Genomic DNA, 22,374 nt, shown 5'->3' with positions numbered 1-22,374 from the left:
CGGACGGGGAGGGTCCGATGGCTGTTCGGCAGACACACGAGGGGATCGTGGCGGAGGGGGTCTCGCGCGCGTTCGGCTCCGTCCACGCGGTGCGGGACGCGAGCTTCGAGGCGCGACCCGGCGAGGTGACCGCGCTGATCGGCCCGAACGGGGCCGGCAAGACGACGCTGATGCTCCTGCTGGCGACGCTGCTGCGCCCCGATGCCGGGGTGCTGCGGGTCGCGGGGCACGATCCCGTCGAGGATCCGGCTGCGGTGCGGGCGACCCTGGGCTGGATGCCGGACGTCCTGGGCTCGTGGGCGTCGCTCACGGCGCGGGCGACGCTGCGGACGACGGGGCTGCTCTACGGGCTCTCGCGCGACGACGCGGAGGCGCGGGCGCTGCAGCTGCTCGCCGACGTCGATCTCGGCGAGTTCGCCGACCGCCCGACCCGCGTGCTGTCGCGCGGGCAGAAGCAGCGGCTGAGCCTCGCCCGCGCTCTCGTGCACGACCCGTCGGTGCTCGTGCTCGACGAGCCGGCGTCCGGGCTCGATCCCGGCGCGCGGATCGCGCTGCGCGACCTCGTCCTCCGGCTCGCCGACGAGGGGCGCACCGTGCTGGTGTCGAGCCACGTGCTCGCCGAGCTCGACGAGATGGCGACGGCGGCGGTCTACCTCGACGCCGGAGCGACGGCCACGAGCGAGGCGGTCGCCCGGGCGGCCCGGTCGCTCCGCGCCTGGCGGATCGACGCGGTCTCGCCGCGCGGGGCCGAGCTGGCCGCCTCCGTCGAGCAGCTGACGGGAGTGGAGGTGCAGATCGAGCGCGACGCCGTGCTCGTGCCGGTCGTCGACGACGCGGCCGCCGCGCTCCTGCTCGGCCGGCTGGTCGCCGCCGGAGTCGCGGTGAGCCGCTTCGCCCCGGCCGTCGGGGAGCTCGAGCACACGTTCTCGGATCTGACGCGATCCACGAGCCCGGAGGAGGGGCGATGAGCGCCACGACCGCCCGCCCGCTGCCGTTCCTGCGCGGGGTGCGGATCGTCCTGGGGCTCGAGCTCGCGCAGCGGGTGCGCGGCACCTCGTCGTTCGTGCTGCTCGCGCTGTTCTTCGTGCTCGTCGGCGCCGTGACCGCGCTGCTGATCGTCGCGACCGGGGTGCTGACCGGCAGCGGGGCGAGCGTCGGCGGCTGGATCTACTCGATCCTGATGTACTTCGTGCTGCTGCTCGGCAGCCTGGTGACTCCCGCGCTCTCGGGCACGGCGATCAACGGCGACCGCGATGCCGGCACGCTCGCCACGACGCAGGTGACGCTCGTCACCACGGGGCAGCTGGTGATCGGCAAGCTCGTCTCGGCGTGGCTCGTCGCGCTGGCCTTCCTCGCGAGCACGGTGCCGTTCCTCCTGATCGCGGTGCTGGTCGGCGGGGTGTCGCCCGTCTCGGCCGTGGTGTCGGTGCTCGTCCTCTCGGTGCAGCTGGGGGTCGTCGCAGCGATCGGCGTGGGGCTGAGCGGGATCCTCGACCGGCCGCTGATGTCGGTGGTCACGACCTACCTGGTCGTGGCGGCCCTGAGCGTCGGGTCGCTGATCTCGTTCGGGCTGCTGACCGCGGTGACCACGACGACCCAGCGGACCGTGTTCCTCGGGGCGACGGTGGGTGACGAGGGCTACTGCGGGCAGGACTACGAGACGCAGGTCGCCCGGCCGGACCGGTACTGGGGTCTGCTCGCCGTGAACCCGTTCGTCGTCCTGGCCGACGCCGTTCCCGCCGAGTTCGGCGAGTACGGGGAGCCGGAGGACCTCTTCGGGGGGATCTCGCTCCTCGTGCGCCAGGCGCAGGTCGCGCCGCAGGACGTCGTCGAGATCGACTGCAGCGACTACTCCTCCTCCCAGACGCTCACTCCCGCCGAGGTGTTCGACGAGACGCTGCCGTCGTGGTTCGTCGGGCTGGCGCTGCAGGTGGTGCTGGCGGTCGCGCTGATCCTCCGCGCGATCCGGCGCACGGCGACGCCGGCCGCGCGCCTGCCCCGCGGGCGGCGGGTCGCCTGAGCACTGCGCAACGTCAGCTGAGAAGCCGGCTCACGCACGATCGCGCGCGAGGACCCCGCTCAGCTGACGTCGTGCGCGATCACTCCTCGCGGCGCTCCTGCTCGACCGCGCGGATCTCGTCCTGCAGGTCGCGGACGGCGGTGCGGAGGGCGCGCTCGGCGTCGAGTCCGCGGGCGCGGGAGGAGGCCACGATCGCCAGCAGGAGCGGACCGAGGTCGTCCTCGGAGTCGATCGGGAGCGGCCCCTCCCCCGCGTCGACGATGCCGAGGGTCGTGGCCTTGCCGATCACCTTGTCGGCCAGGGCGAGGGCGGGCATGCCCTGCGGGATCCCGTCGAGGACGCTCGTGCGGTGCGGCTTCTCGACCTTCTTCAGCTCGTCCCAGACGGCGATGACGTCGTCGGCGGTCTCGGCGGTCGCGTCGCCGAAGACGTGCGGGTGGCGGCCGATCATCTTGGCGTTCATGTGCGCGGCGACGTCCTCGATGGTGAACGGCTCCGGGCCGTCGGCGGCGAGATCGGCGTGGAACAGCACCTGGTAGAGCACGTCGCCGAGCTCCTCGACGAGATCGGCGCGGTCGCCCGCCTCGATCGCGTCGACCAGCTCGTGCGACTCCTCGATCAGGTAGCGCACGAGCGACTCGTGGGTCTGCTCGGCGTCCCACGGGCAGCCGCCCGGAGCGCGGAGGACGTGGACGGTGCGGATGAGCTCGTCGAGCCGGGGGTGGGCGGTCACCGGGACATCCTCGCATCCGCTCCTCGGAGGCCGGTCAGGCGCTCGCGAGGCGGTGACGGGCGACCAGGAGGCAGACGAGGGCGACGAGCGGAGCCGACGCGAGGAGCGCCGGCGCGGCGACGACCGCGACGGCCGCTCCCGCGCTGACGAGGGGCGCGGCGAGGTTCCAGAGCAGCACGGCCGCACCGGCTCCGTCGCCGATCGGCAGCGGGATCGGCGAGAGGAGCGCCGGCGGCAGGGCGCCGCGGGTGGCGTCCATCGCCCGGGCGGCGACGGCGACGAGCGCCACCGCGGCTGCGGGAGCGAGCGCGCCCGCCGGGAGGAGGAGCGCGCCCGCCGTCATCAGGGCGACCGCCAGCACGAGCGGCAGCACTCCGTGCAGCAGGAGCAGCTCGAACGGAGGCGGCGCGACGAACGCGGCCTGCCCCGCGGTCTCGGCGGCGTGGCGGAAGCCGTCGCTCCACACTCCGGCGCCGAGATAGGCGAGGACGCCGGCGGCGGCGGCCGGGATCGCGAGGAGCGAGGGCGGAGCGACGGCCGCGAGGGCCACCGCGACTCCAGCGGCGACGAGGGCGAGGCCCGCCGCGGCGGAGCGGCCGGGCGTGCGCAGGGCGCCGACGGCGTCGCGGATCGGCACCGTCACCGGGAACGGGCCGACCCGGACCGCGTGAACCCTCCGGTTGCGGTGCGGGAGCGAGCGGTAGCCCGAGAGGGCGTCCGCGACGTCGCCGGTGGCGGCGCCGGCCACGGCGGACCGCCAGCGCTGCGACTGCGCCAGGAGCGACGGACCGGACGCCGAGTCGAGCAGCCTCGGCGCGAAGGGCGTGACGAGCACCGCGAGCGCGACGAGGGCGAGAGCCGCCGACGGCGCGCCCGCGACGGCGAGGGCGACGAGGCCGCCGGGGGTGAACGGCGCGATCACCGGGAGCACGGCGACGAGCAGCACGGGGAGGGCGAGCAGGGCGGCGAGCGCCGCCGACCGTGACGGAGGGAGGCACTGACCGGCCAGAGCGGCGACCGTGAGGAGGACGCCGACGGCGGCACCGGCCGTCAGCGCCGGGCCGAGGTCCGAACCGGACGCCAGCGCCAGTGCCGCGGCGGCGAGGCTGCCCGCTCCCGCGGCCACGGCCCCCGAGACGACCACCGCGCGCCGCAGGACGTGCCAGCGCCGCGCCGCCGAGGCGAGGAGCAGCGCCGTCGGGTGGGGCTCGTCGACGGCCGGTCCCCGGGCGCGCCCGAGCAGGACGGCGGCCGGCAGCGTGAGGGAGAGGAGCGGGGCGAGGTCGACCGCCGCGACGGCTCGGCCGACCGCCGGGTCGACGAGGGCGATCGCGACCGCCCGTGCCGTCGGCAGGACGACGACGAGCAGGAGCATGGCGGCCAGGTAGCCGGAGTAGGCCCCCGCGCGACGGCGGCCGGCCCGCGAGCGGTGGGCCGAGCGGACGGCGGCGATCGTCACGACGCTCCCAGCCGGAGGACGCGGGTGGCGAGGCCCTCGGTGATCACGGGGCTGTGGGTCGCGACGACGACGGCCCGCCCCGCCACCGCCTCCCGGAGCACCTCGACGACGAGCGGCACCCGATCGGCGTCGAGCCGCTGCTCGGGCTCGTCGAGCAGCAGCACGTCGGAGGGGCGGGCGAGCACCAGCGCGAGCGAGAACGACTGCCGCTGGCCGGAGGAGAGCTCGTGCGGGAAGCGGCGGGCGAGCGGGGCGAGGTCGAGGGCGGCGAGGGCGGCGACGGCCTGCTCGCGCGCCTCCGGGACCCTCGCGCCCCACGACACGGCGACCATCGCGAGGTGCTCCTCGAGGGTCAGGTCGCGCTCGAGCGGAGGCGTCTGCACCAGCGCCGCGACCGTGCGGCGGTGCGCGGCGCTGCGCTCGTCGGCGGGGCGCCCGGCGATCAGCGCGGTGCCCGCACTCGGGGCGACGAGCCCGGCGATCACCCGGAGCAGCGTCGTCTTGCCGCTGCCGTTCGCCCCCGTCACGGCGACGACCTCGCCCGGCTCGACCCGCAGCGAGACCGGGGCGAGCAGGACGCTCTCGGCAGTCCGCACCTCGACCTCCCGGAGGTCGATCGGCGGAGCGCCGGCGGGCGGGACCGGAGCCGGACGGCGGGCGGCGAGGAGCGGGGGCATGTCCACCATCCTCGGCCACGTCCGCGGTCGCGGCACCACCGGTGCTCGCGCGGCGGGCGACACCCGTCGGTCATCGGCGCGTAACACGGCAGCGCTAGCGTGTCGGCGGGTGCGCCGTGCGCCCAGGAACAGGATCACCGTGCCCGACACCATTTCTTCCGAGCGGGGCGCACCCCCGAGTGCCGAACTGCACATCCACATCGAGGGCACCATCGAGCCCGAGCACATCGTCGAGATGGCGCGCCGCAACGGCGTCTCGCTGCCGACGGAGGACCTCGAGGCCCTGCGCGCGCGCTACTCCTTCACCGATCTGGGCTCGTTCCTCGATCTGCACTACTCGAACCTCACCGTGCTCAAGACGGAGCGCGACTTCTTCGAGCTCGCCACCGGCTACCTCGATCGCGCGAAGCTCGCCAACGTGCGCCGGGCCGAGATCTTCTTCGATCCGCAGACGCACCTCGGCAACGGGACGGCGCTCGAGGTCGTGATGGCCGGGCTCACCCGCGCACTCGGGCGGAGCGAGGAGACCCACGGGATCTCGACCGACCTCATCATGTGCTTCCTGCGCGACCTCGGAGCCGAGGCCGCCGACGAGATGCTGACCGCGATCCTCCCCTACCGCGAGCACATCATCGGAGTCGGGCTCGACTCGAACGAGGTCGGCTTCGGCCCGGAGCTGTTCGTCGACGTGTACGCGCGCGCCGCGGCGGAGGGGCTGCACCTGGTCGCGCACGCCGGCGAGGAGGGCGGGCCCGAGACGGTCGCCCAGACGCTCGAGCTGCTCAAGGTCGAGCGGATCGACCACGGGATCCGGGCGATGGAGGATCCGGCGGTCGTGACGATGCTCCGCGTCGAGGGGATCCCCGTGACGGTGTGCCCGCTCTCGAACGTCGCGCTCCGCGCCGTCGACACGATGAAGGACCACCCGCTGCCCGCGATGCTCGAGGCCGGGCTGATCGCGACGGTGTCGAGCGACGACCCGCCGTACTTCGGCGGCTACGTCGACGCGAACTACCGCGCTCTGGTCGAGGAGCTCGGGATGGACGACGCTCAGCTCGAGACGCTCGCGCTGAACTCGTTCGACGCGGCGTTCATCTCGGAGACCGACCGCGACCGCTGGAAGGCGGAGGTGCGGGCGCACTTCGGGCACTGAGGGCCCTCGGGCACCACTCCCGTGGGCCTGCGTCGACGCGGCGCAGGCCCACCGGAGCGATCAGGCGTCGGGGGTGCGGTCCTCGAGGTCGGGCTCGGCGCGGGCGATGTCGGCGACCTCCTCCTCGGGGCGCGGGGCGATCGTCTCGTCGACCTCGATCTCCGGGATGCTCGGCTCGTCGGGCGCGGGGACGTGCGGTGCGGGGGTCTCGTCGGGAGTCGGCATGGCTGGTCCTTCGGTCGGCGGTCCGCTCAGAGTAGGCCCGCACCGCCCCCGAGCGGGCTCCGCGCGATCAGCTCGCGACCGTGGCCGGCTCCGGGAACAGCGCGTCGAGGAGCGTGCGCACCCACTCGATCAGCGCGCGATCGCCCAGCGGCGCGCCGTCGATCACGGGCATCGGCACGACGACCGCGTTGGCCTGCTGGAGGTACTTCGCGCTCGGGTACATCCGGCGCAGGCGCACCTGGATCGAGTCGGCGAGGTGCGCCGGGGCGACCCGCACGTTGGAGCCCATCGCGACGACGTCGCTGAGCCCGGCGGCCTGCGCGCGCATGCGGAGGCGCGACACCAGGATCAGGTTCTCCACCGCCTCCGGGAGCTCGCCGTAGCGGTCGGTGAGCTCCTCGACCACGAGGTCGACGCTGCCCTCCTTCGCGTTCGGCGAGGTCGCGGCCGACAGCTTCTGGTACGCCTCGAGGCGCAGCCGCTCGCTGTCGACGTACTCCTCCGGGATCCGCGCGTCGACCGGCAGCTCGAGCCGGAGCTCCGTCTGCCCCTCCGCCACATCGCCGCGGAACGTGTCGACGGCCTCGCCGATCATCCGCAGGTAGAGGTCGAAGCCGACGCCCTGGATGTGACCCGACTGCTCGCCGCCGAGCAGGTTGCCGGCTCCGCGGATCTCGAGGTCCTTCAGCGCGATCTGCATGCCGCCGCCGAGATCGGAGTTGGCGGCGAGCGTCTGCAGGCGGTCGTGCGCCGTCTCGCTGAGCGGCTTCATCTCGTCGTAGAGCAGGTAGGCGTAGGCGCGCTCGCGCCCGCGACCGACCCGGCCGCGAAGCTGGTGCAGCTGCGAGAGGCCGTACTTGTCGGCGCGGTCGACGATCAGGGTGTTCGCGTTGGGGATGTCGAGTCCGGTCTCGACGATCGTCGTCGAGACGAGCACGTCGAACTTGCGCTCCCAGAAGTCGACGATGATGCGCTCGAGCTGCGCCTCGCTGAGCTTGCCGTGCGCGACCGCGATGCGCGCCTCCGGAACCAGCTCGGCCAGCTGCGAGGCGACCCGGTTGATCGTCGAGACGCGGTTGTGCACGAAGAACACCTGGCCCTCGCGCAGCAGCTCGCGGCGGATCGCGGCCGAGATCTGCTTCTCGGAGTACGGGCCGACGAAGGTGAGGATCGGGTGGCGCTCCTCGGGCGGCGTGGCCAGCGTCGACATCTCGCGGATGCCCGTGACCGCCATCTCGAGCGTGCGCGGGATCGGCGTCGCGCTCATCGAGAGGATGTCGACGTCCTTCTTCAGCGCCTTCAGCTTCTCCTTGTGCTCGACGCCGAAGCGCTGCTCCTCGTCGATCACGAGCAGGCCGAGGTCCTTGAAGACGATGCTGTCCGAGAGGAGGCGGTGCGTCGCGATGACCATGTCGACCGTGCCGTCGGCGAGGCCGTCGATCGTCTCCTTCGACTCCTTCGCGCTCTGGAAGCGGCTCAGCGCGCGCAGATGCACCGGGAACCCGGCGAAGCGCTCCTGGAACGTCTCGAGGTGCTGACGCACGAGCAGGGTCGTGGGCACGAGCATCGCGACCTGCTTGCCGTCCTGGATCGCCTTGAAGGCGGCGCGGACGGCGACCTCGGTCTTGCCGAAGCCGACGTCGCCCGAGAGGAGGCGGTCCATCGGGATCGGCCGCTCCATGTCGGCCTTCACCTCGTCGATCACCGTGAGCTGGTCGGGGGTCTCGGCGAACGGGAACGCCTCTTCGAGCTCGCGCTGCCACGGGGTGTCCGGCGGGAACGCGTGCCCGCGCGACGCCATCCGAGCGGAGTAGAGCTTCACGAGCTCGACGGCGATGTCGCGGACCGCGCGGCGCGCCTTGCTCTTGGCCTGCGCCCAGTCGCTGCCGCCCATCTTGCTGAGGGCCGGCGCCTCGCCTCCGACGTAGCGGGAGAGGAGGTCGAGCTGGTCGGTGGGGACGAGGAGCTTGTCGCCCGGGAAGCCGCGCTTGCTGGGCGCGTACTCGAGCACGAGGTACTCGCGGCGCGTCTTGACGGCGTTGCGCCCGCCGCTGGACACCTCGCGCTGCGAGAGCTCGACGAACCTGCCGATGCCGTGCGTGGCGTGCACGACGTGGTCGCCGGGCGTGAGCTGCAGCGGATCGACGACGTTCTTGCGCCGCGACGCGAGCTTCTTGACGGCGCGCGAGTCGTAGCCGACCGTGCGGCCGTAGAACTCGGTGTCCGTGAGCAGGGCGAGCTTCGCCTCCGCGACCTCGAAGCCGTGATCGACCGACGCCTGCAGCACGTAGGCGAGACCGGAGTCGAGCGTGCCGGGCAGGTCGGCGACGATGCGGGCGGCGACCTCGTGCTCGGCGAGCACCTGATCGGTGCGCTCGACGGTGCCGGGTCCCGGCGCGGTGAGGACGACGGTCCAGCCGTCGGCGAGGCGGGCGCGGACGTGCGCGAGCGCGCCCTCGACGTTGCCGCCGAAGCCGGGCACGGGCTCGCCCTCGACGCGGACGGCGAGGATCTCGTCGATCCCCAGATCCTCCGGGAGCACCTCGGCCTCGCCCGCGGCCGGCCCCTGGCGGAACGTGCTCATGGTCCACCACGGGTGGTCGGGGGCCGCGGCGCCGGGGGCGCTGAACTTCACGGCGTCGCGCAGGGCGCCGAGTGAGATGAACTCGCCCGAGGCGAGGTCGATCGGAGCCTCGGCGCCGGCGGTCGCGGCGCTCCACGCGGCCTGCAGGAACTCCCGGTTCGTCTCGGCGAGGCTGATGGCGCGGGTCGCGACGCGCTCGGGGGCGAGGACGGCGACCGCCGCCCCCTCGGGGAGGTAGTGCGAGATCGGGACGAGGCGCTCGAGGAGCGCGGGCGCGAGCGACTCCATGCCCTCGACCGGGATGCCCTCGGCGATCTTCGCGAGCAGGCCCGAGAGGCTCGGGAACTCGTGCAGCATCTCGCGAGCGCGCTGGCGGACGGCGGGCACGAGCAGCAGCTCGCGGCTCGGCGGCAGGACGACGGAGTCGGACTCCCCCGGCAGCGAGCGCTGGTCGGCGACCGAGAAGCCCCGGATCGAGTCGACCTCGTCACCGAAGAAGTCGACGCGGCTCGGGTGCTCGGCGACCGCCGGGAACACGTCGAGGATGCCGCCGCGGACGGCGAACTCGCCCCGCCGGGTCACCATGTCGACGCGCGCGTACGCGAGATCGACCAGCTCGGCGGCGATCCGGCCGAGATCGTAGCCGCGGGTGCCCTTGACCAGGCGGATCGGCTCGATGTCGGCGAGATTGTCGGCGACCGGCTGCAGGGCGGCGCGCACGGAGGCGACGACCACCAGCGGGCGCTCCCCCGTCCACTGCTTCATCCGGCGCAGGGCGTCGAGCCGGCGCCCCACGATCTCGGCGCTCGGGCTGAGCCGCTCGTGCGGCAGCGTCTCCCACGCGGGGAACTCGACCACCTCGGCCTCGGGCAGCACGCAGCCGAGGGAGGCGCGGATGTTCTCGGAGTCGCGGCCCGTCGCGGTCACGACCAGGGCGGCCTGTGGGCGCCCGGCCTCGGCCCGCCGCTCGAGGAGGCCTGCGAGCAGCGGCACGCGGAGCCCGTCGGCCACGGAGAAATCGGCATCGCGCACCGAGTACGCGAGAGCGTCGTCGAACGTGGAGGCGCGCGCAAGCGCCGAGATGATCTCGTTGAGGGGCACGGTGCGATGGTACTGCGGACCTCTGATATTGCTTCTGCGGACCAGCTGCGCTGGTCCGTCTGCGCCGGTCCCCGCCCGGCGCAGCGCAGTCGGCTCGAGCGCGTGGTGCGTTCCGCAGAGCGGGGTGCGTCGGCTGCTCCGAATCGCTCGGCACGCGATTCGGAGTCGCGCCTCTGCCTGTCGTCCGCGCCGGTCCCCGCCCGGCGCAGCGCAGTCGGCTCGAGCGCGTGGTGCGTTCCGCAGAGCGGGGTGCGTCGGCTGCTCCGAATCGCTTGGCACGCGATTCGGAGTCGCGCCTCTGCCTGTCGTCCGCGCCGGTCCCCGCCCGGCGCAGCGCAGTCGGCTCGAGCGCGTGGTGCGTTCCGCAGAGCGGGGTGCGTCGGCTGCTCCGAATCGCTCGGCACGCGATTCCGACCCCGCCTCTCGGTGGGCCGGTCGGGTTGCAGCCTCACGTGCGGAGTCGGCTCGGAGGCGGACGACGTCGTTTCCGTGGTGGGGAAAGGACGGGGCCCGTTCCCCCACCCGCTGGTCGAGTAGCCCCGCAGGGGCGTATCGAGACCGACCGACTTCAGCACGGATACCGTCCGACCCCGCCCTGCGGAGCTGGTGGATCTCGGTACACCCGCTCCGCGGGCTACTCGATCAGCGAGGGACGGAGTGACCGCCCGCGCAGGGTGACTCGTCCGAGGACGCACGGGTCAGGCGGGTGGCACGGGCCAGAGGGGGCGGCAGCGGGCGGAGGCCTCGAGCAGGGGCGCGACCTCGAGGGAGGTGACCGTCTCCTCGACACCGCGGGCAGGCCACTCGACGGCGACGCGGAGGGTCGGGAGGGGCGGCAGGGGCCAGAGCCAGACGTCGCGCGACCACGTGTCCATGAAGACGGAGGGTCGGCCGCCGCCCTCGAGGACGGGCCCCGCGATCCGGGTGTCGTGGATGTCCTCGGCCCCGGCCCACGGCGACTCGTCCTGGGTCGTGACGGTGCGGCCGTCGGCGAACGCGACTCCCCAGCGCAGGCCGTCGGGGGCGAAGCGCTCGTCCAGCTGCCCCCGGCCGTGCGCGCGCTCGAGGTACTCGACGACGCGCTGCCGGGCGCGGCGACCAGTGTCGGCGACGCGCACGGTCAGCCGCAGCAGCACGCCCTCATCGAAGCAGCGCGCGGACTCGAGCGCGACGACGGTCGTGGCGGAGCGGCCGAGCTCGTGGTCGAGGAGCTTGATCCCCGGTGCGCGGTGCCAGGGCGGGCCGATCCAGGCGGGCATGTCGAACGCGGGAAGGTGATCGTCCTCGTCGTACGGACGCGGCTCGACCTCCCGGAAGAACGACTCGCTCATCCCGACCCCCTCGATCTCCGGCCACGGTACCGACCTCGACCGGCGCAGGCGATCCCGGCGCGCGAGAACGCTTCCTCTCCCGGACGGGTGAAGCGGGATGTGCAGCCACGGCCCGAGGAAGAGGCGCGACTCCGAATCGCGTGCGAAGCGATTCGGAGCAGCCGACGCGACCCGCCCTGCGGAACGCACACCGCGACCGGGCCGACTGCGCTGCGCTGCGCTGGGACCGGCGCAGACGGGGAGCGCTCCGCGCTCCCCGCAGTCACGCCGTGTGGAACTTCAGCTGCGCGGCGGCGATTCCCGACTCGGCGATCAGCTCGACCGCGTCCGCCGCGTCGGCGACGAGGATCGGCAGCGTGTCGCGCTCGGGGCCGGCGAAGTCCTTCAGGACGAAGTCGGCGGCGCTCTGGCGGCCGGGTGGGCGGCCGATGCCCACGCGCACGCGGAGGAAGTCGGCTCCGCCGGTCGACGCGAGGATGTCGCGGATGCCGTTGTGCCCGCCGTGCCCGCCGCCCTGCTTGAGCCGGAGGGTGTCGAAGGGGATGTCGAGCTCGTCGTGGACGACGATCAGGCGCGCGGGCTCGAGCGAGTAGAAGTCGAGCAGCTGCGCCGTCGGTCCGCCCGAGAGGTTCATGAAGCTGTTCGGCTTGCCCAGCACCAGCTTCGGACCACCGGGGCGGAGGAAGCCCTCGGCGACCACGGCGTTCGCGCGGTTGTGCCGCCGGAACGAGCCGCCGATCCGCGTCGCGAGCTCGTCGAGCACCATCTGGCCGACGTTGTGCCGGTTGCGGGCGTACTGCGCGCCCGGATTGCCCAGACCGACGACCAGCCAGGTGTCACCCATGTCGTTCCTCTCGTGAGCAGAGCTCTCGTGGTGGCGCCCGGAGCCCGGACGCGGAACGGGCCCGCTCGCGATCGCGGCGGGCCCGTCCGGGTGTGAGTGCTGGAGACTACTCGGCGGTCTCGGCGACGACGTCGCCGGTGGCGGGCGCCTCGTCCTCGCCCTCGCCCAGGTCCTGCTCGACCTCGGCGGTCACGTTGACCACGAGCGCGTCGGGGTCGGTGAGCAGCGTCGCGTTGTCGAGGAGCTCGATGTCCTTCGCGAGGATCTGGGTCCCCTCCTCGAGGCCCTCGACCGAGACCACGATGTTCTGCGGGATCTTGGTGGCGTCGACCTCGAGCGAGAGGGTGTTCGCCTCGAGCGAGACGAGGGTGCCGGGGGCGGCGTCTCCCTCGACGTGCACGGGGATGTCGACGGTGACCTTCTCGCCGAGCTGGATGACGACCAGGTCGATGTGCTCGATGATCTGGCGCACCGGGTCGCGCTGGATGTCCTTGACCAGGGTGGTCTGCGCGACGCCGTCGATGTCGAGCTCGAGGATCGCGTTCGCCTTGCGGGTCAGCAGGAGGATCTGGTGACCGGGCAGCGTGACGTGCTGCGGCTCGGTGCCGTGGCCGTAGAGGACGGCGGGGATCTTGTTCTGGGCGCGGATCTTGCGGGCCGCTCCCTTGCCGAACGAGGTGCGGACCTCGACGACGACCTTGTTGGTCAGTTCAGCCATGATGTTCTCCTCGACGGCGCAGCGCGCCGCCTGATCGGGTCGTGGCCGACGGCCACGGACGGGGTTTCGACTCGAACGCATGTCAGCGTGAGGAAAAGTCCGGGGCGACCCTCTCGGGGCGCTTCGCCTGCTTCCACCGCGTCGATCACGGATGCACTCGCGCATCCCTCGCCGAAGTTCAGCTGCCGACACTACCGTCGATCGCCTCCCGCCGCCAGCTCGGGCCGCGCACCCAGCCGGCCTGGCTAGCGTGCGGGCATGACGACTGACGACTTCGGCTCGTACGTGGAGAAGAACGGCTTCCACCGCGACACCAACTACATCCCCACGCGCATCACCGCCGACGGCCGCGACGGCTTCCCGGTGGAGGCGGGCCGGTACCGGCTCGTGGTCTCGCGCGCCTGCCCCTGGGCGAACCGCGCCGTGATCGTGCGCCGCCTGCTCGGACTCGAGGACGCCCTCTCGATGGGCATCTGCGGGCCCACGCACGACAAGCGCAGCTGGACCTTCGACCTCGATCCCGGCGGAGTGGATCCGGTGCTCGGGATCCCCCGCCTGCAGGACGCGTTCCTCAAGCGGTTCCCCGACTACCCGCGCGGCATCACCGTGCCGGCGATCGTCGACATCCCGACCGGCGAGGTCGTCACCAACGACTACCCGGTGATGACGCTCGACTTCTCGACGGAGTGGACCGCGTTCCATCGCGACGGTGCACCGGACCTCTACCCCGAGGAGCACCGCGACGAGATCGACGAGGTGGCCGAGCTGGTCTTCCACGACGTGAACAACGGCGTCTACAAGTGCGGCTTCGCCGGCTCGCAGAAGTCGTACGAGCGGGCCTACGACCGCCTCTGGGCCCGGCTCGACTGGCTCGAGGAGCGCCTGTCGACCCGGCGCTACCTGGTCGGCGACACGATCACCGAGGCCGATGTGCGACTCTTCACGACCCTCGCGCGCTTCGACGCCGTCTACTACAGCCACTTCAAGGCGAACCGGAACCTGCTCTCGGCGATGCCCGCGCTCTGGGGCTACGCGCGCGACCTCTTCGCGACTCCGGGTTTCGGCGACACCATCGACTTCACCCACATCAAGTCGCACTACTACGAGGTGCAGCGCGACATCAATCCGACCGGGGTGGTGCCCAAGGGCCCCGACCTGTCGGGCTGGCTCGTGCCCTCGGGCCGCGAGGAGCTGGGCGGGCGCCCGTTCGGCGACGGCACTCCTCCGCCGCCCCCGATCCCCTCGGAGCGCGTGCCCGCCGGACACGGCGCCTGACGCCGAGGGAACCCCGGACCGTCGAGGCCGCCGCTCGAGGCGGGCTCCCTCGACGGTCCGGGGTTCCCTCAGCGCGCACAGCCGTGCGACCCGCTCGCGACGGACGTGCGGGCTCCGCGGCGGACCCCGGCGATACCCTGAATCCGACCCTGAACGCGTACGTCGAGGAGAACCGTGTCTGACAAGCCCACCGCCACCGCCAACATCGGAGTCGTCGGTCTGGCGGTGATGGGCTCGAACCTCGCCCGCAACCTCGCCAGCCGCGAGGGCAACACCGTCGCCGTCTTCAACCGCTCCTACGGCCGCACCGAGACGCTGATCACCGAGCACCCCGAGGCCGGCTTCGTCGCCTCGGAGACGATCGAGGACTTCGCCGCGTCGCTGCAGACCCCGCGCACCGCGATCATCATGGTGCAGGCCGGCCGCGGCACCGACGCCGTGATCGAGCAGCTCACGAAGGTGTTCGAGCCCGGCGACATCATCGTCGACGGAGGCAACGCCCTCTTCACCGACACCATCCGTCGCGAGAAGGCGGTCCGCGAGACCGGCATCCACTTCGTCGGCACCGGCATCTCGGGCGGCGAGGAGGGCGCGCTCAAGGGCCCCTCGATCATGCCCGGCGGCTCCGTCGAGTCGTACAAGACCCTCGGCCCGATCCTCTCGTCGATCGCCGCCGTCGCCGAGGGCGAGCCCTGCGTCACCCACATCGGCACCGACGGTGCCGGCCACTTCGTCAAGATGATCCACAACGGCATCGAGTACGCCGACATGCAGCTCATCGCCGAGGCCTACGACCTGCTGCGCACGGTCGGCGGCCACGAGCCCGCTGCCATCGCCGAGGTCTTCGACGCCTGGAACAAGGGCGACCTCGAGTCGTACCTGATCGAGATCACCGCCGAGGTCCTCCGCCAGGTCGACGCCGACACCGGCAACCCCTTCATCGACGTCGTGCTCGACCAGGCCGGCTCGAAGGGCACCGGGGTGTGGACCGTGCAGAACGCGCTCGACCTGGGCGTGCCCGTCGGCGGCATCGCCGAGGCCGTGTTCGCCCGCGCCGTCTCGTCGAAGCCCGAGCAGCGCGCCGCGGTGCAGAAGCGCGTCACCTCGCGCCCGACCCCGGTCGCCCTCTACGACGGCTTCGAGGACGACGTCCGTGCGGCCCTCTACGCCTCGAAGGTCGTCGCCTACTCGCAGGGCTTCGACGCGATCATCGCCGGCGCCGAGAAGTACGGCTGGGAGATCGACAAGGGCGCCGTCGCCAAGATCTGGCGCGCGGGCTGCATCATCCGCGCCCAGTTCCTCAACCGGATCGTCGACGCGTACGCCGAGGACGCGGGCATCACCACGCTCCTCGAGGACCCGTACTTCGCCGAAGCCGTCGCGAACGGCGAGGCGGCCTGGCGCCGTATCGTCTCGACCGCCGCGCTCTCGGGCGTCCCGATCCCCGGTTTCGGTGCGGCGCTGTCGTACTACGACTCGCTCGCCTCGAAGCGACTCCCCGCCGCGCTCGTGCAGGGCCAGCGCGACTTCTTCGGCGCGCACACCTACCAGCGCGTCGACAAGGAGGGCACCTTCCACACGCTGTGGTCGGGCGACCGCACCGAGGTCGAGCAGGACCCCTCGACCCACTAGCCGCCACCGACGACGAAGGCGCCCCCGCACGCAGGTGCGGGGGCGCCTTCGTCGTCCGGGTCAGTGCAGCCAGACCGTGGTGTCCGGAGGCAGCACGCCGTCGACCGGTCCGCTCGCCAGCAGGATCTCCCCCGCGGGCAGGGCGGCGTCGGTCCCGCCGAGGTTGGTCACCGAGCGCCAGCCGTTCGGGCGCGCGAAGTCCAGCACGCCCTCCTCGCTGTCGCGCCACTCCAGCTGCTCCTCGGTCTGCAGCGCGTGCCGCAGGGCGAGCGCGCGGCGGTAGAGCGACAGGGTCGACTCCTCCCGCAGCTCCTCGGCCGCGACCGAGGCGTCGGCGAACCAGGCGGGCTGGGGCAGGTGGGCGCCGCCCGGCCCGAAGCCGAAGGACGTGCCCGTCGACTCCCACGGCAGCGGCACACGGCAGCCGTCGCGGCCGACGTCGCTGCCACCGCTGCGGAAGAACGTCGGGTCCTGGCGCTCGGCGTCGGGGATGCCGGCGACCTCGTGCAGGCCGAGCTCCTCGCCCTGGTAGAGGTACGCCGATCCCGGCAGCGCGAGCAGCAGGAGGGTGGCGGCGCGAGCGCGACGCAGTCCCTTCTCGCGGTCGAGGGCCGGCTCCTCGCCTCCGCTCAGCAGCCACTGCTTCGCGGGCGCCACCGGAGCGCCGCCCTGCGACGGCAGCCCGTAGCGGGTCGCGTGCCGGACCACGTCGTGGTTCGAGAGCACCCAGGTCGTCGACGAGCCCGACTCCGCGGCCAGCTCGAGGTTGAACGAGATCAGGCGGCGGAAGGTGTCGGCGTCGAGGTCGGCCTCGAGCAGGTCGAAGTTGAACGCCTGGCCGAGCCCCTCGGGGCTCGCGTAGCGGGCGCGCCGGGACGCGTCGACCCACGCCTCCGCCACCGCGGTGCGCGGCGGGTCGTACGAGTCGAAGAGGGCGCGCCACTCGGCGTACACCTCGTGCACCGCGTCGCGGTCCCAGAAGGGGTGGCTGCCGTCGAGGCGCTGCTCGACGAGGTCGGCGGAGGCGGCGAGCGGCTCCGTCAGGTCCTTCACCAGCGAGTGTGCGACGTCGATGCGGAACCCGTCGACGCCGCGGTCCGACCAGAAGCGGAGGGTCTCGAGGAAGTCGTCGCGGATCTCGCGGTTGTCCCAGTTCCAGTCGGGCTGCTCCTTCGCGAACAGGTGGAGGTACCACTGGCCGTCGCCGACCGCCTCCCACGCGGGTCCGCCGAAGACCGACTCCCAGTCGCTCGGCGGCAGCTCCCCCGACTCGCCGCGGCCGTCGCGGAACACGTAGCGCTCCCGCTCGGGCGATCCCTTCGGCGCGGCGAGCGCCTCCTGGAACCACGGGTGCAGATCGGAGGAGTGGTTCGGCACGATGTCGACGATCACGCGGATCCCGGCGTCGTGCAGCAGCGCCGTCATCTCGTCGAACTCGGCGAGCGTGCCGATCCGCGGGTCGACGTCGCGGTAGTCGGCCACGTCGTACCCGCCGTCGGCCAGCGCCGACGGATAGAACGGGCTGAGCCACACCGCGTCGATCCCGAGCTCCCGGAGGTAGGAGATGCGCTGGATGATCCCGGCCAGATCGCCGATCCCGTCCCCGTTCGCGTCCGCGAAGCTCCGCGGATAGATCTGGTACACCGCCGCCTGCCGCCACCACAGCGCGTCGTCCTTCGTCCCGCTCCTGCTGAGCACCGTCTCGGTCACGTGTTTCCTTCCGTTGATTCTCGTTCGTGTGGTTGGTCTTGTGGGGGGGCGGGCTCCTGAGGCCCGTCCTGAACCCGGTCGATCTCGATACGCCCGCCGCGCGGCCTCCTCGATCAGCAGGCGGCGCCCCGCTCCCCCCGCCGGCTCGCGCGCAGCGCGGCCTGCTCCCCCGCCCGCTCGCGCGCAGCGCGGCCCCCCCTCCCCGCCCGCTCGCGCGCAGCGCGGCCCCCCTCCCCCGCCGGCTCGCGCGCAGCGCGGCCTGCTCCCCCGCCCGGAGCCGAGCCCGCGGGTCTCGGGGTGGTCAGCTGCAAGGCGGAGGAGGGAGTCGTAGCGGAGCTACGGCGACCGACGACAACGCCGCAGATGGCCGCCCCGAGGCCCGCGAGCCTTACTTGATCGCGCCTTGCGTAACGCCGGACATGACCCAGCGTTGGGTGAAGAGGTAGACGATGATCGCCGGTGCCATCGCCATGAGGTAGGACGCGAAGGCCACGTTGTAGTCGTTGCTGAACTGCGTCTGGAAGATCTTCTGCAGCACGGGCAGCGTCTGCAGCGACGGGTCGGAGGTGATCAGCGACGGCATCATGAAGTCGTTCCAGGAGGCGAGGAAGGCGAAGATGCCGACGGTCGCGCTCATCGGGGCGAGCAGCGGGAACACCAGCCGCCAGAAGACCTGGTTCGTCGTCGCTCCGTCGAGGCGGGCGCTCTCCTCGAGCTCCTCCGGCAGCGAGCGGAGGAACGCGGTGAACAGCATCACGCTGAACGAGAGCTGGAACATCACGTGCAGGATCGCGACGCCGATCGGGTTGTCGAGGCCGACGAGGCCGGTGAGCGACACCTGCGAGAGCGCGAGCACCGGGAACGGCAGGAACATCGCCGCCAGCAGGTAGAAGAACGACCAGCGGTAGAAGCGCTTGCTCCAGTTGCGCGAGATGGCGAACGCGGCGAGGGCGCTGAGCACGATCGTGCCGCCGACCGTGATGGCCGAGACGAGGACCGAGATCGCGAAGCCGCGGGGGAAGTCGGTGAGGTTCCACGCCTGCACGAAGCCGTCGACCGAGAACGGCAGCGGGATCGAGAAGGCGTTGCCGTCGACCGCTTGCGCGGTGGTCTTGAACGCCATCGTGAGCGTGACCCACAGCGGGCCGATCACCGAGAGGGCGCAGATCGCGAGCACGAGCGTGAGGATCAGGCTCGAGCGCGTGCGTCGGGAGCCGCGGCGGGCGTCGGCGTCGACCGCCGCCCGGGTGCCGGGCAGGGACGGGGCGAGGGGGACCTGGCTGGTCATCAGAAGGCCGCCTTTCCGCGCGAGATGCGCAGTTGCACGAGCGCGATCACGAGCGCGATGAGGAAGAAGATCGTGGCGTTGGCCATCTGGTAGGCGTAGTCGCCGCTGGTGAAGCCCGTGAAGATCGTCATCGCGACGCTGCGGGTCGAGGTTCCGGGGCCGCCGTCGGTGAGGCCGACGATGATGTCGTACGAGTTGAGGAAGTTCTTGAAGCCGATCACGAGGTTGATCACGACGTAGCCCGCGACGAGCGGGAGCGTGATCGAGCGCAGCTGGCCCCAGCTGGAGGCGCCGTCGAGCGAGGCGGCCTCGTAGACGTCGCCGGGGATGGAGAGCACCCCGGCGATGTAGATCAGCAGCGCGGAGGGGACCGCCTGCCACGCGGTCACGATCACGATCGCGAGCCAGGCCAGGTTCGGGTCGGCGAGCATGCTGCTCGCGAGCGGGGTGAAGGCGATCGACTCGGCGAAGGCGGGCAGCGAGTTCGAGAAGAGGAAGTTGAAGACGAACGCGATGATGATGCCCGAGACGACCATCGGCAGCACGAACACCGCGCGGAGGGCCACCTTGCCGCGGATCTGCGAGGTGAGAGCGATCGCGAGCAGGAACGCGACGACGTTCACCGCCAGGACGGTGACCAGGGCGAGCAGGACCGTGAAGCCGTAGGAGGCGGCGATCGCCGGATCCGAGAACAGCGCCACGTAGTTCGTGAACCCGATGAAGGACCACTCGCCGAAGCCGATCGAGTCGGTGAAGCTGAAGAAGATGCCCATCAGCGCGGGCAGGGTGATCGCAAGCGTGAAGAGCACGAGCGCAGGGAGCAGGTACAGGAGGAAGGTCCTGTCCGTGCGCGGCCTGCGCCGGTGCGGGGCGGCCGGGCGGGGCGCCTCGGTGGGGCGCGCCTCCGCTCGGGTGGGTGTCGAGAGTGCCATGAGTGTCTCGTCTCTGAGAGGTTCTGGAAAGCGGGGAGGTTCTGGAAAGCGGGGAGGGTCAGGAGCGGAACGCGATGCGCGCCCAGTCGGCGTCGATGGTGCGCAGCGTCGACGCGGGGTCGGAGCCGAGCACGATGCCCTGGAGGTAGTTCTGCAGCGGGATGTTCTGCGGCACGAGCTGCGAGGCGCCGAGGCTGAAGGCGGCCCGGTCGTAGAACTCCTGCAGCTCGACCAGCGTCGGCTGGGTGACCGCGGGAGCGTCGGTCGTGACTCCGAACGCGTTGTTGTCGGCGTTGTAGGCGTCGATGATCTCCGGCTGCATCAGGAAGGCCAGGAACTCGCGCGCCGCCTCCTTCTTGTCGGAGGCCTCGGGGATCCAGAGCGCGAGGTCGACGTTGACCCGCACCCGGCGGTCGTCCGGGTCGTCGGTCATCGGCAGGGGGAACGCGCCGATCGAGAGGTCGGGCGCGGTCTTCGCGATCTCGCTGAGCGCCCACGGGCCCTGGAGGAGCATCGCGGCCTCGCCGTTCGAGAACGCCAGGTTGCCGTCGCCGTAGCCGCGGCTGGCCGCGTTGGGGTTCGAGTAGGCGGCGACCTGCAGCATCTGGTCGACCGGGGCGGCGAAGTCCTTCTCGAACGACACGGGCGAGGAGGCTCCGACGTCGGCTCCCTGCTCCTTCAGCTGCGTGAAGAAGGAGTCGAGGTCGACGGTGCCGCCGACGGAGTAGTCGAACAGGCCCTGCGCGACCGTCCACGGATCCTTGTAGGTGCTGTAGATCGGAGTGATGCCCGCGGCGGTGAGGGCGTCGCAGACCGCCAAAAACTCGGTCCAGGTCGTCGGCACCTCCAGGCCCTGCGCGGCGAAGATGTCGCGGTTGTAGAGCACCGCGGCCATCATCAGCGAGTACGGGAGCACGCTCGTGCGATCGGGGTAGGACGCCGTCTGCTCGATGAGCGGCTGGATCGCGGGGTTGATCCGCTTCGCCTCCGGCAGATCGGAGAGGTCGCTGAGCGCCCCACGCTCGACGAAGCGCGCCACCTCGAAGTTGTAGTTCAGGCAGCCGAGGTCCGGCGGGTTGCTCCGCACGAAGCCGGCCGAGAGGTTCGAGGAGAAGTCGTGCACCACGCGGATCCGCGACTGCGACGCGTGGAAGCGCTCGATCACGTCGCCGAAGTAGCCGATGACCTCGGGCTTGGACTGGAAGAAGGTGATCTCGGTCACGCCACCGGAGGCCGAGGGCGAGGCGCAGGCCGACAGACCGAGCGCGGCGGCGCCGGCTCCTGCCGCTGCGAGGAGGGCGCGCCGGCTGAGTCCGCCGGCGGTAGGGGGTGCAAGGGGCACGTCGTCGTCTCCCGTGGATCGTGGATAAGTTGTTGAACGGACTAAATCTAATGAGAAAATCTAGTACGCGATGTACTGTTGCAGCCGATCCGTCCGGGGTCAAGAGGGAGGTGGAGCGGATGTCCGAGGGCACCTCGTTCTCGTTCCAGAGGCGCCGCAACGCCCTCGAGGTCCTCGGGCAGGCCTGGAGCGGATCGCCCCTCACCGCCTCCGATCTGATCGAGCGCACGGGACTCACCCGCTCGACCGTGATCGCCGTCTGCGACGACCTGATCGAGCTCGGCTGGATCCAGGAGCTCGAGAACCAGCGCGCGGCCGGCGACTACGTCAAGGGACGCCCCGCGCGCCGCTACGCGCTCCGCCGCGACGCCGGAGTGGTGGTGGGCGTCGACGCGGGTCAGCACAGCGTCGGCGTCTTCGTCGCCGATCTGCTCGGCGAGACCCTCGCCCGGCGCACGGAGCACGTCGCCCATGAGGACGTCACGCGCCGGAGCCGCCTCGCCGACATCGAGCGGGTCCTCGACCGCACCCTGGCCGAGGCGGGGATCGCCGACTCGGGAGTCCTCGCCATCACGTTCGGCGTCCCCGCTCCGGTCGACGCCCTCGGCCGGTCGCCCCAGGGCGACAACGACTTCTGGGGCGTGATGAACCCCGGGCTCGCCGACCGCTTCGCGGACCGGGGCTGGCAGGCGGTCGTCGACAACGACGCGAATCTCGCCGCGCTCGCCGAGGGCTGGCGCGGCGCGGCCGTCGCCTCGGACGACTACGTCGCCCTGCTCTCGGGCGAGCGCCTCGGCGGAGGCGTCGTGCTCGGCGGGCGGCTGCTGCGCGGCGCCCGCGGACTCACCGGCGAGATGCGCTACCTCGACCTCGTCGAGGGCGTCGGCTCGGCCGAGGGCATCGCGGCGCTCGCCCGGCTCTGGGCGCACGAGGCGCTGGCCGTCCCGGGGCACCCGGCGACCCTCCTCGACCACAGCGGCGCCCCCGGGGCCGAACAGGTCTTCGCGGCCGCCGAGGCGGGCGATGCGCTCGCCCGCGACATCGTCGACCGGCTCGCCGAGCGCCTCACCAACGTGGCGGCGACCCTGGCGAACCTGCTCGACGTCTCGCTCATCGTCGTCGGTGGCGCGCTCGCCGCCTCCGCCGGGCCGCTGCTCGCCGAGGTGGCGGAGCGGCTCGTCGGGCGGGTGCACGCTCCGGCGCCCCGGATCCTCCCCTCGACCCTCGGAGACCAGGCCGTCGCCCTCGGAGCCGTGCGCTCGGGCCTCGACCGGGTGCGCGCCGATCCGCTCGCCCTGCGGCTCCCGGGCCGCGCTCTCGACGAAGTGACGGCCGCCGGAGCCTGAGCCC

Annotated in this window: 18 protein-coding genes; 6 read left to right on the top strand and 12 right to left on the bottom strand. The window is 72.3% G+C overall.

Features of this window, described 5'->3' with window-relative positions; all coding sequences use genetic code 11:
• Positions 1-17: 17 nt before the first annotated feature.
• Positions 18-968, top strand: coding sequence for an ABC transporter ATP-binding protein (locus GSU68_RS05625; protein ID WP_159906252.1), 951 nt, complete (start codon positions 18-20; stop codon positions 966-968).
• Entirely contained in the window at positions 965-2,020 is a 1,056-nt protein-coding gene (locus GSU68_RS05620) for an ABC transporter permease (RefSeq protein ID WP_159906250.1), read from the top strand. The genes GSU68_RS05625 and GSU68_RS05620 overlap by 4 nt, the downstream gene beginning before the upstream one ends.
• Before the next feature lie 79 nt (positions 2,021-2,099).
• Here the strand turns inward: GSU68_RS05620 and GSU68_RS05615 are convergent, their stop codons facing one another.
• From GSU68_RS05615 to GSU68_RS05605, 3 genes are read right to left on the bottom strand one after another with little or no spacing between them, the layout of a single operon-like run.
• A complete protein-coding gene (locus GSU68_RS05615) occupies positions 2,100-2,753 on the bottom strand; it encodes a MazG family protein (RefSeq protein WP_159906248.1) in 654 nt (217 codons plus the stop codon).
• 34 nt (positions 2,754-2,787) lie between these two features.
• Positions 2,788-4,212, bottom strand: a complete 1,425-nt coding sequence (locus tag GSU68_RS05610; RefSeq protein WP_159906245.1) for a hypothetical protein — start codon at positions 4,210-4,212, stop codon at positions 2,788-2,790.
• The gene (locus tag GSU68_RS05605) at positions 4,209-4,889 is read right to left on the bottom strand and encodes an ATP-binding cassette domain-containing protein (RefSeq protein ID WP_159906243.1); all 681 of its coding nucleotides are present in this window, start codon (positions 4,887-4,889) and stop codon (positions 4,209-4,211) included. The genes GSU68_RS05610 and GSU68_RS05605 overlap by 4 nt, the downstream gene beginning before the upstream one ends.
• 139 nt (positions 4,890-5,028) lie before the next feature.
• On the opposite strand from GSU68_RS05605, the gene GSU68_RS05600 reads away from it, so the two are divergent.
• Positions 5,029-6,042: an adenosine deaminase gene (locus GSU68_RS05600; RefSeq protein WP_244259401.1), complete on the top strand. Its 1,014-nt coding sequence runs from the start codon at positions 5,029-5,031 to the stop codon at positions 6,040-6,042.
• A gap of 60 nt (positions 6,043-6,102) precedes the next feature.
• Here the strand turns inward: GSU68_RS05600 and GSU68_RS05595 are convergent, their stop codons facing one another.
• From GSU68_RS05595 to GSU68_RS05575, 5 genes are all read right to left on the bottom strand, one after another.
• Complete coding sequence (locus GSU68_RS05595) at positions 6,103-6,267, bottom strand: hypothetical protein (RefSeq protein WP_159906239.1); 165 nt, start codon at positions 6,265-6,267, stop codon at positions 6,103-6,105.
• A gap of 67 nt (positions 6,268-6,334) precedes the next feature.
• On the bottom strand, positions 6,335-9,952 hold the full coding sequence (mfd, locus tag GSU68_RS05590; RefSeq protein ID WP_159906237.1) for a transcription-repair coupling factor: 3,618 nt from the start codon (positions 9,950-9,952) through the stop codon (positions 6,335-6,337).
• Between the two features lie 698 nt (positions 9,953-10,650).
• Complete coding sequence (locus GSU68_RS05585; RefSeq protein WP_159906235.1) at positions 10,651-11,283, bottom strand: hypothetical protein; 633 nt, start codon at positions 11,281-11,283, stop codon at positions 10,651-10,653.
• A 262-nt stretch (positions 11,284-11,545) separates the two neighbouring features.
• The gene (gene pth / locus GSU68_RS05580; RefSeq protein ID WP_159906233.1) at positions 11,546-12,127 is read right to left on the bottom strand and encodes an aminoacyl-tRNA hydrolase; all 582 of its coding nucleotides are present in this window, start codon (positions 12,125-12,127) and stop codon (positions 11,546-11,548) included.
• A gap of 106 nt (positions 12,128-12,233) precedes the next feature.
• Positions 12,234-12,845: a 50S ribosomal protein L25/general stress protein Ctc gene (locus GSU68_RS05575; RefSeq protein ID WP_159906231.1), complete on the bottom strand. Its 612-nt coding sequence runs from the start codon at positions 12,843-12,845 to the stop codon at positions 12,234-12,236.
• Positions 12,846-13,103: 258 nt separating this feature from the next.
• On the opposite strand from GSU68_RS05575, the gene GSU68_RS05570 reads away from it, so the two are divergent.
• On the top strand, positions 13,104-14,120 hold the full coding sequence (locus GSU68_RS05570; protein WP_159906229.1) for a glutathione S-transferase C-terminal domain-containing protein: 1,017 nt from the start codon (positions 13,104-13,106) through the stop codon (positions 14,118-14,120).
• A 174-nt stretch (positions 14,121-14,294) separates the two neighbouring features.
• The gene (gndA, locus tag GSU68_RS05565; RefSeq protein WP_159906227.1) at positions 14,295-15,752 is read left to right on the top strand and encodes an NADP-dependent phosphogluconate dehydrogenase; all 1,458 of its coding nucleotides are present in this window, start codon (positions 14,295-14,297) and stop codon (positions 15,750-15,752) included.
• 60 nt (positions 15,753-15,812) lie between these two features.
• Here gndA and GSU68_RS05560 read toward each other — a convergent pair whose 3' ends face one another.
• The 4 genes from GSU68_RS05560 to GSU68_RS05545 form a co-directional block, all read right to left on the bottom strand.
• Positions 15,813-17,462, bottom strand: coding sequence for an alpha-amylase family glycosyl hydrolase (locus tag GSU68_RS05560; RefSeq protein ID WP_159906225.1), 1,650 nt, complete (start codon positions 17,460-17,462; stop codon positions 15,813-15,815).
• 388 nt (positions 17,463-17,850) lie between these two features.
• Entirely contained in the window at positions 17,851-18,750 is a 900-nt protein-coding gene (locus tag GSU68_RS05555; RefSeq protein WP_159906223.1) for a carbohydrate ABC transporter permease, read from the bottom strand.
• Positions 18,750-19,682 carry a sugar ABC transporter permease gene (locus GSU68_RS05550; RefSeq protein ID WP_159906221.1) on the bottom strand — a complete coding sequence of 311 codons (933 nt, stop codon included), beginning with the start codon at positions 19,680-19,682 and terminating at the stop codon, positions 18,750-18,752. Before GSU68_RS05550 ends, GSU68_RS05555 begins: the two co-directional genes overlap by 1 nt.
• A 58-nt stretch (positions 19,683-19,740) precedes the next feature.
• The gene (locus tag GSU68_RS05545) at positions 19,741-21,024 is read right to left on the bottom strand and encodes an extracellular solute-binding protein (RefSeq protein ID WP_159906219.1); all 1,284 of its coding nucleotides are present in this window, start codon (positions 21,022-21,024) and stop codon (positions 19,741-19,743) included.
• Positions 21,025-21,143: 119 nt separating this feature from the next.
• Here GSU68_RS05545 and GSU68_RS05540 point away from each other — a divergent pair, with 119 nt between their 5' ends.
• Positions 21,144-22,370: an ROK family protein gene (locus tag GSU68_RS05540; protein ID WP_159906217.1), complete on the top strand. Its 1,227-nt coding sequence runs from the start codon at positions 21,144-21,146 to the stop codon at positions 22,368-22,370.
• Positions 22,371-22,374: the final 4 nt, after the last annotated feature.

Source organism: Rathayibacter sp. VKM Ac-2759, from assembly GCF_009834225.1.
GTDB lineage: Bacteria > Actinomycetota > Actinomycetes > Actinomycetales > Microbacteriaceae > Rathayibacter.
The sequence above is the reverse complement of the archived record's forward strand: the minus strand, read 5'-3'. Positions and strand labels throughout refer to the sequence as shown.